The 7,102-nt window shown below is 65.3% G+C and carries 9 protein-coding genes and 1 tRNA gene; 1 reads left to right on the top strand and 9 read right to left on the bottom strand.

Translation table 11 applies throughout. The features are described from left to right. Positions 1-142: 142 nt before the first annotated feature. Entirely contained in the window at positions 143-853 is a 711-nt protein-coding gene (locus K0U62_11400) for an MBL fold metallo-hydrolase (protein MCH9802117.1), read from the bottom strand. A 48-nt stretch (positions 854-901) separates the two neighbouring features. Further along, on the bottom strand, positions 902-2,359 hold the full coding sequence (locus K0U62_11405; GenBank protein ID MCH9802118.1) for a hypothetical protein: 1,458 nt from the start codon (positions 2,357-2,359) through the stop codon (positions 902-904). Between the two features lie 119 nt (positions 2,360-2,478). On the opposite strand from K0U62_11405, the gene K0U62_11410 reads away from it, so the two are divergent. Continuing rightward, positions 2,479-2,751, top strand: coding sequence for a hypothetical protein (locus tag K0U62_11410; GenBank protein MCH9802119.1), 273 nt, complete (start codon positions 2,479-2,481; stop codon positions 2,749-2,751). On the opposite strand, the gene K0U62_11415 is transcribed toward K0U62_11410, so the two are convergent. From K0U62_11415 to K0U62_11445, 7 genes are all read right to left on the bottom strand, one after another. Continuing rightward, complete coding sequence (locus tag K0U62_11415; protein MCH9802120.1) at positions 2,748-3,380, bottom strand: lysoplasmalogenase; 633 nt, start codon at positions 3,378-3,380, stop codon at positions 2,748-2,750. The two genes, K0U62_11410 and K0U62_11415, sit on opposite strands and share 4 nt — an antisense overlap. Further along, on the bottom strand, positions 3,377-4,126 hold the full coding sequence (locus tag K0U62_11420; GenBank protein ID MCH9802121.1) for an SGNH/GDSL hydrolase family protein: 750 nt from the start codon (positions 4,124-4,126) through the stop codon (positions 3,377-3,379). Before K0U62_11420 ends, K0U62_11415 begins: the two co-directional genes overlap by 4 nt. Then, a complete protein-coding gene (locus K0U62_11425) occupies positions 4,123-5,283 on the bottom strand; it encodes a hypothetical protein (GenBank protein MCH9802122.1) in 1,161 nt (386 codons plus the stop codon). The genes K0U62_11420 and K0U62_11425 overlap by 4 nt, the downstream gene beginning before the upstream one ends. Positions 5,284-5,364: 81 nt before the next feature. Further along, positions 5,365-5,440, bottom strand: a tRNA-Ala gene (locus tag K0U62_11430). A 68-nt stretch (positions 5,441-5,508) separates the two neighbouring features. Next, on the bottom strand, positions 5,509-6,120 hold the full coding sequence (locus tag K0U62_11435; protein ID MCH9802123.1) for a histidine phosphatase family protein: 612 nt from the start codon (positions 6,118-6,120) through the stop codon (positions 5,509-5,511). Then, positions 6,120-6,491: a ribosome silencing factor gene (gene rsfS / locus K0U62_11440; GenBank protein ID MCH9802124.1), complete on the bottom strand. Its 372-nt coding sequence runs from the start codon at positions 6,489-6,491 to the stop codon at positions 6,120-6,122. Before rsfS ends, K0U62_11435 begins: the two co-directional genes overlap by 1 nt. Further along, a partial coding sequence (locus tag K0U62_11445; protein ID MCH9802125.1) for a hypothetical protein occupies positions 6,488-7,102 on the bottom strand: 615 nt, incomplete at its 5' end. The genes rsfS and K0U62_11445, both read right to left, overlap by 4 nt.

A 7,102-nucleotide genomic window follows, 5' to 3' on the forward strand; every position in this document is an offset into this window, starting at 1 on the left:
GCTCGTCCCAGACGGGTAGCCAGCGCTGCTGCAACTGCTCCGGGTCGTAGACCTCCTCGGTCGCGTCCGGGGCGGAATCGGCACGGTCGGTCATGGCGTCCTTTACGAAGTGGGGAGATACCCGCTAATGGTACCGACCGGACTATAGTCCCTTGCGCCGCAGGAACCCCCGAATCGATTCCCGGGCGTTATCGCGGATATGAGGACCGTGGGTGAAGGCCGCCACCCGGTAGTCCAACTCCCCCAACACGTGCGCGGACTGCTGGTTCAGTTCCGTCGACGTGCAAAACGCCGCCACCGGCCAGGTCATCCGACCCAGCGGGTTCCAGATCGCATCACCGGTGAACAGCACCCCAGTCGGTTCGTGCAGCAAACTGATGTGACCGGGGGTGTGACCGGGCGTGTGATGCACCCGCAACCCACCAGCAATGGCGAGCAGTTGGCCGTCGGAAAAGTTCTCCGCCACCGGCACCGGATCGAAACCACCGGCCGACATTCGTGTGAACAACCGACCCAGCAACGCCTGCTGGTTCATCGGTGGGGACACCCCGGCCTCGGCGTAGTCGGCGTCGGCACGGTGCAGCCCCACCCCGGCCAGGCCAGTGCGGTGCACCAGGTCCGCAGCACTACCGGCGTGGTCGTTGTGGGCGTGGGTGAGGATGATCCGTTGCACGTCCCGGGGGTGTTTCCCGATGGCGGCCAGTCCGGCAACGATCCGACCCGACGCCCGTTTCAAACCGGTGTCGACCACTGCCACCGAACCGTCGTCATCGACCACCACCAAGGTGTTGATCGCATCAGAGAACGTGGGGATACGAAACACTCCGGGTGCTATCGGAACAATCGGCGCCATAACCAAAGTCTCCCCGATCCGGTCACCCAAGTCCCAGCACCGACCGATTCAGTTCGGCACCGTCCATTCCGCTAGCGGTGGCCCGTCGAAACCGTTGTCAGCCATGCGATGCACCACCCCGGCAAGTGCCTCTGCGCGGGAACCGTCCCGCTCCAACGCCGCCGCGGTGGCCACCTGCCAGCGAGCACCGTTGATCCGCCGCTGCAGTCGGGCCGATACTGGCGCCATCGCAGTGGCTACATCCTCATCGGCGACACCGGCGGCCCGTAACGCATCGGTGGCGACGGGCAGCAACTCTTCCAGAATGTCGATGACTGGCCGACGTCGACCGGCCGGGTTGTTGGGGTCGGGCCACTGCAGTTCCGCGTCCAGCCCGAACTCCGCTGCTCGCCACAAGTTCTCCCGCACATCGTCGAACGGCAACAGTTCGCTGCAGTCCTGTTCGGCGTAGGCCAGACTGGCGCCCAGCATCAACGCCGAGTTGCCGATCATGTCGACCAAGGTGGGTCCGGTGGGCAGCGCCCGAAACTCGATGCGCACATGGCCGTCACCGGTGGGGTCGTACACCGGGCGGTTCCAGCGCCAGATGGTGCCAGCGTGTAGTCGAGTCTCGTGTAACTGTGGTGGCTCGTCTGCTGGGTTCCAGTCGTACAGCACCGGCAAGATCGGCTCGAACCGGTGCGCGTTTTCGGCGAATACTTCCGCCGCGCCACCAACGTTCCAATCCGAAGCCAGCAACACCCGCCGCTTCGCCACCGGCACTGAAGCGCCGCCGACGGCTTGGGTGAAGATCGGAATCCGCGAGTCCGCCCACAGTCGTCGGCCGACGAAGAACGGTGAGTTGGCAGCTGCCGCCAACACCGGCGCGCACACCAGATGGGAGGCGTTCAACACCCGAGCAAAGTTGTCCGGTGCCACCACCAGATGCACTTGCAGGGCGTTGTTGGCTCCCTCAGCAGCAATGCCAGGGATTTGCACCGACACTTCGTCAGAGGGACCGGCGAACCGGATGTAGTCGTCGAACTTGTGGCGGCCCAAAGCGGCGGCCATCGCCCGGTAGCGGGCTTCCGGGGTCATGACGTCGTCGCGTAGCAAGACCTCTTCGGTCAGCGTCGGCAATGTGCCCGCGAAGACGAGTTGTATCCCCAGGTCGCCGGCTTGCCGTTCCATCTCCAGCAGTCCGCGGTGCAGATCCGCCGCCAACACCGCGAACGGGCTACCCGCCAACGGCACCGGGTCGGTGTCATATTCCGCGCCGAACTGGTCCACTTCCGCGGCAGCGCCTACTGATGCTGCCGCCTCGACCAACTCCAAATTGCACAGCGCCGGATGTGCGTCTGCGCCCACCAACGACATTTCCACTTCGATTCCGACGGAGGCAGGCTGCTGGCCGAAACCGGGTTTTTGCACCAGGCCGGTGAGTTGCTGTGATTGGGTTGCCAACCGTTCCGTGAACTCGCGGTAATCCGCTGGCGAGAAATCGTCTTGATCGATGGCTTCACCCATGCCGGTCACTCCTCCGATCGGTAGCTGGTCGCGGCGGCAACCGGACGCCCATTACGGCGATCGTGCGATATCTGACGCAACGTCGCGACTTCACGCCTATACGTCACTACGTTAGCGGCATGTATCTGTGGTTGATGATGCTTGTCGGAGCGGTGTTGATCGTCGCCGGCGCCATCATCGCGTTGCGAGAACCGACGCCAGAACGTAACCACGGTCGTCCACTCGGTGTGGGCACCGCCCTGATCGGGCTGGGATTACTGCTGACCTTTGCGGCCAGTGGTCCGCTGGCGGTGCTCGCCGCAGTGGCCAGTGTCGCTGTGGCGTTGGTGCTGTTTGCCCGTACGCTGCTGGTGCGTGATCCCGCCGTGGAACAGCAGTTGCCGCTGCGCTAAAGCGTCAGCAGGGCGACAACTAAGAGCCCTTGCGCGCAGTGATACGTGACGTGTACCAGCGTGCGCCCGCCGGGCGCGGGTCCCACGAATCGACCCCACGCCAACAGGGCATCCGACAGCGAGAACAGCACTACCCCAGCGACTGCGGCGGGAACGGCGGTGCCCACCCCCAGCACCAGCACTGCTCCCAGCGCAATCAGGTAGGCGCCAACGATCGCTCCCAACGTGGACGACTTCTCGCTGGCGGCACCCACGATCCGGCCACCGGCAACCCCCAAGATCGCGATCAGCAGCACGGTGCCGGCCAGCAGCCAGCCCGGCTGCAGCGGAACGGTGAGCAAACCTGCGGCGTAGGCCACGTGACCGATCAGGAATGCCGCAGCTCCGGGGATGAACCGGTCCAGCATCAGCAACACATCACCGATCAGGCCGAACGCCAGCCCGGCTACGAACCACCACCGCACCACGTCACTGGCTGGTTCTAGGGTGCAGGCCGCCGCGATCAACGCGATTAGCACCGCCGGTTTCGCGACGTACTCCACTCGCTGCCGATCAGTGGCCACCGACCACCAGTCCACTACTGCCGCCAACGCTGCCAAACCCAACGCGATCGCTGCCCAACTGGTCATCGGTTCACCTCTGCTTGTGTGGCCAGTTCGGCGGTGACCGCAGCGGCCAGCACCTCACCGACGCGCTGGTGGGTGGGCCACCCCCAATGCAGCCCGTCGGGGTTGTTTGGACCGGGCAGCACCAACTCGTCCAGTTCAATTCCTGGCACTTGATACTGCGCACACCAGTCCCGTGCGGCAACCACCGCGGGTTCGTGCGGGCGCTGCGACGGGTACAAGTCACTGTCGTAGGGGGTGGGCAACAGCCGCACCACCGGCAGGTCAGGGCGCATGTACCGGATGCCGGTCAGGATGCGCCCCAGATAGTGGTTGGCTGCCCGCGGAGACAGTTGACTGATCCGGCCGTCGGTCAGTGAAATCAACGGCGGTGCTGCCTGCAGGTAGCCGCGCCGCACTGCCCGGCGCAGACTCCCCGGTCGAACGAACGGAATCGCTTCGCGCACCCAGGTCGGCACCGCTGCGGGCAGTTGATCCATATGCCCTAGCGATAGCACCACAATGTCGGCACTCGGCAAGTACTCCCCCCACACTGTTGGGTCTTTGGTTAGCGCCCACCAGCCGTCGCGAGCGGTGAACCCGAGTCGGGATACCAAATCCACTTGGGCACCGTCACCGACGGCTGCCGCGCACACGTTGGTAAACAACCGGGGCTCGGCGGGAGGCACTGGCCCTTCCGGTCCGTGGAAAGCCAGCGAGTCAGCAAAAAACAGTATCCGCGGCCCCGCCGCGGTGGCGTCAGCCGTCACGCGGGATCGTCTCCGAACCTCGCGTCAGAGATTCGGCGGCGATAGTCCACCTCCGCAAACGCTCGATCGACAAGTTCAGTGACAGTTTCGTCCTGCCACGGCATTTTGACCGCCCGACCGCTGAAGACCTGCACCGTATTTTGAGCCCCGTAGCCGCCGATCTGGGTCTGCACTCGACGCTCGATGTCTTCGGTGCGCGGGCCAGATCCCAGCGCCAACACCGCGAACCGGTCCACATCCCACCGCGCCATCGCATCGGACTCGCGGAACGCCGGCACCAGTAGTACTGCCACCTCGGCGGCATCGGACTCCTGGACTCCGGCCCCTTCAGCTGCATTGATCGGGTCGGTCTCGACTTCCACCACGGTGCATGACACTGGCTCTCGGAACCGTCGTCCCAGTGCCATCAACTCGGCACCGACTTCTTCGATGCCGCGGCGGTTCAACAGTCCGGTGGCCTGGTCGCGGATCGTCGTGCTGCGAGCAGCGTCAGCGGCCTCGAGTAGTGACATCAACGCGGACAGGCGTGCCGCGTTGACCAGCAGCGCAATCACGGTCGCGCCGATCATGGCTAGCAGGTACCCGCCCGGTTCGATGCTTCCCGCAAGGAACGCCGCCGCACCCAGCCACAAAAACCAGATCGCGACCAAACCGATGAACAGCCAGCGCAACTTCAGCAACACCACTCCCGCGCAGATGCACAGCAGTTGCACGTACACGGTTTCTGCCAGCGACCCGGCAGTCACCATAGCCACGGCCAGGCCGAGGGCGGCCAGGATCAGCATCACGGCGCCGACCTGATGGGCATTACCCGCCATGGCACCACTGCGCTTGGCCATGGCCGCGCCGATCAACAGCACACCACCGGTGATCGCTAATGTCAGCGACGCCGCTAGTGAGGTGGCCGACCCTTCCGGTAACGGTCGGAACAACGCGGCCAGCAGCAACAGCACCGCGACCGCGACCGCCAGCACCGGCAGCAGTGCGGCCGCCACCAGATCACATAACTGCCCAAAGGATGCGGGTCGCTGCTGGGCGATGAGTTCCCCGGTGCGGCGACGCAAGAACAGCGGCGGCCACCACCGCGATGTAGCGGGGGCGGGCGGTTCGATGACCGGATCAGGAAGTGAGGCTCGAAACGGCGGGGATGCAGTCACGCCCACCTCCGTGCCCAATCAGAGTTGCACTGATAGTCACTGCACCGAGCACCGGGACCGGTGCCGCGACGGTGACTCACGTGGTGGAGCTGAGGGGACTCGAACCCCTGACCCCTTGCATGCCATGCAAGTGCGCTACCAGCTGCGCCACAGCCCCAATGTACCGCCCTAGGGTACCGGAACCGGGCAACCGTGACACACCCGGTCCCCCGGCGTCGTCACCGGTCAGGCCGCGCCTTGGTTGTGACTCATCAGCAGCCACCGACCGTCTGGTCCATGCCGCAGTTCCGCCCAGGAGCAGTTACCCAGCACCGCGATTCGACGCCAATGCGTCAGCGGCCAGTCCAACAGTTGCCCGGTCAACGCCCGCGCCGACCCGCCGTGGGTGACGACCACGAGCGTGCTGCCCGGATCTAGTGCCGCCAAGTGGCGGTCCACGGCAGCCGCGGCACGTTGACCCACCTCGGTGGCGGTCTCACCATCTCCGCCCGGCCGGGTTGCTGGGTCTAGCAGCCACCGGCGGAACTGCTCCCCGTCGCGCTGCATGATCTCGTCGTGGGTGAGGCCTTCCCAGGAGGACGCCCCAGTTTCCCGCAGGTCGGCATCGACGGTGGCGGCGATGCCGGTCAGCCGACTCAACGCGGCGGCTGTTTGCTGCGCCCGCAGCAAGTCGCTACTGACGATGGCATCGGGGGCGATCTGCGCCAGCGTCTCGGCAGCGGCTGCCGCTTGTTGATGTCCGGTGGCGTCCAACTCGACGTCACTGTGGCCTTGGAACCGCCGCTGCTGGTTCCATGGGGTTTGCCCGTGCCGCCACAACACCAGCCGGTAGCCCATCACTCGACCACGATCACGTCGGGCAGTTCCAGTTGGGGGCGGTCCCGCCACAACCGTTCCAAGTCATACATCGAGCGCGCTTCCGGCAGTTGCACGTGCACGACCAGGTCGACGAAGTCCAGCAACATCCAACTGCCCTGGCGTTGCCCTTCCCTCCGCACCGGTTCCGCGCCGGCTTCCTTCAGCCGTTTCTCCACTTCGCCCATGATGGCGGTCAGTTGCGGCTGGTTGGCTGCGGTGCACACCACGAACACATCAGTGATGACCAACACGTCGCTGACATCGAACGCGACGATGTCAGTTGCCTTCTTCTCCGCGGCAGCCGCGGCAGCAAGCTGCGCCCACTCCACGGCAATCGGTTCAGCGGTCATGACCCCACACTACGAACTGGGGCAGCAGTCGGCGAACCGGGGCGGTAGTCACGCCCGAGGGTGACGTCCACATCCGCCAACAAGCCGGCACCGGACCGTTCCACTTCCACCTCGGTGACCGCTGTGGACGGTAACCCCAACGCGGCGGCGGTGTCTTGTCCCCAGATCCCTGGCGGCAGGGTCTGCACCACGGTGCGTTTGCGGGGTTCCACCGCAACCCCACGACCGTCCACCCACTCCAACTCTTCGCCACCCAACCGCGAGCGCGTGCTCAGAATCACCCCGGGCGGATCAGCAGGCGCCATCACCAAAACCCGCGGGTCACCGTCCACCTCCGCCTGCCATAGCGCGTCGGGAAACAGTTCCGACAGCAACGGAACTGCGGTGCGATAGTTGATCCAGGCGGACGTGAACGTGCCGGTGCCGATCTCGGTCACCGGCAGCGCAGCGGATTCCGTGTCACTGGCTGCCAACAGCGCCCCCAACTCGACCAGATACCCGGACAACAGTTCGGTGGGCACCGTGGTGGGAGACAGCGCCCCAAGCGCAGTCAACGTTTCCCGCACCTCCGTTTCGCTGCGCGGCAGCGACACCAACGCAGTCGTCATCAC

It is taken from the genome of Actinomycetes bacterium (assembly GCA_022599915.1).
GTDB lineage: Bacteria > Actinomycetota > Actinomycetes > S36-B12.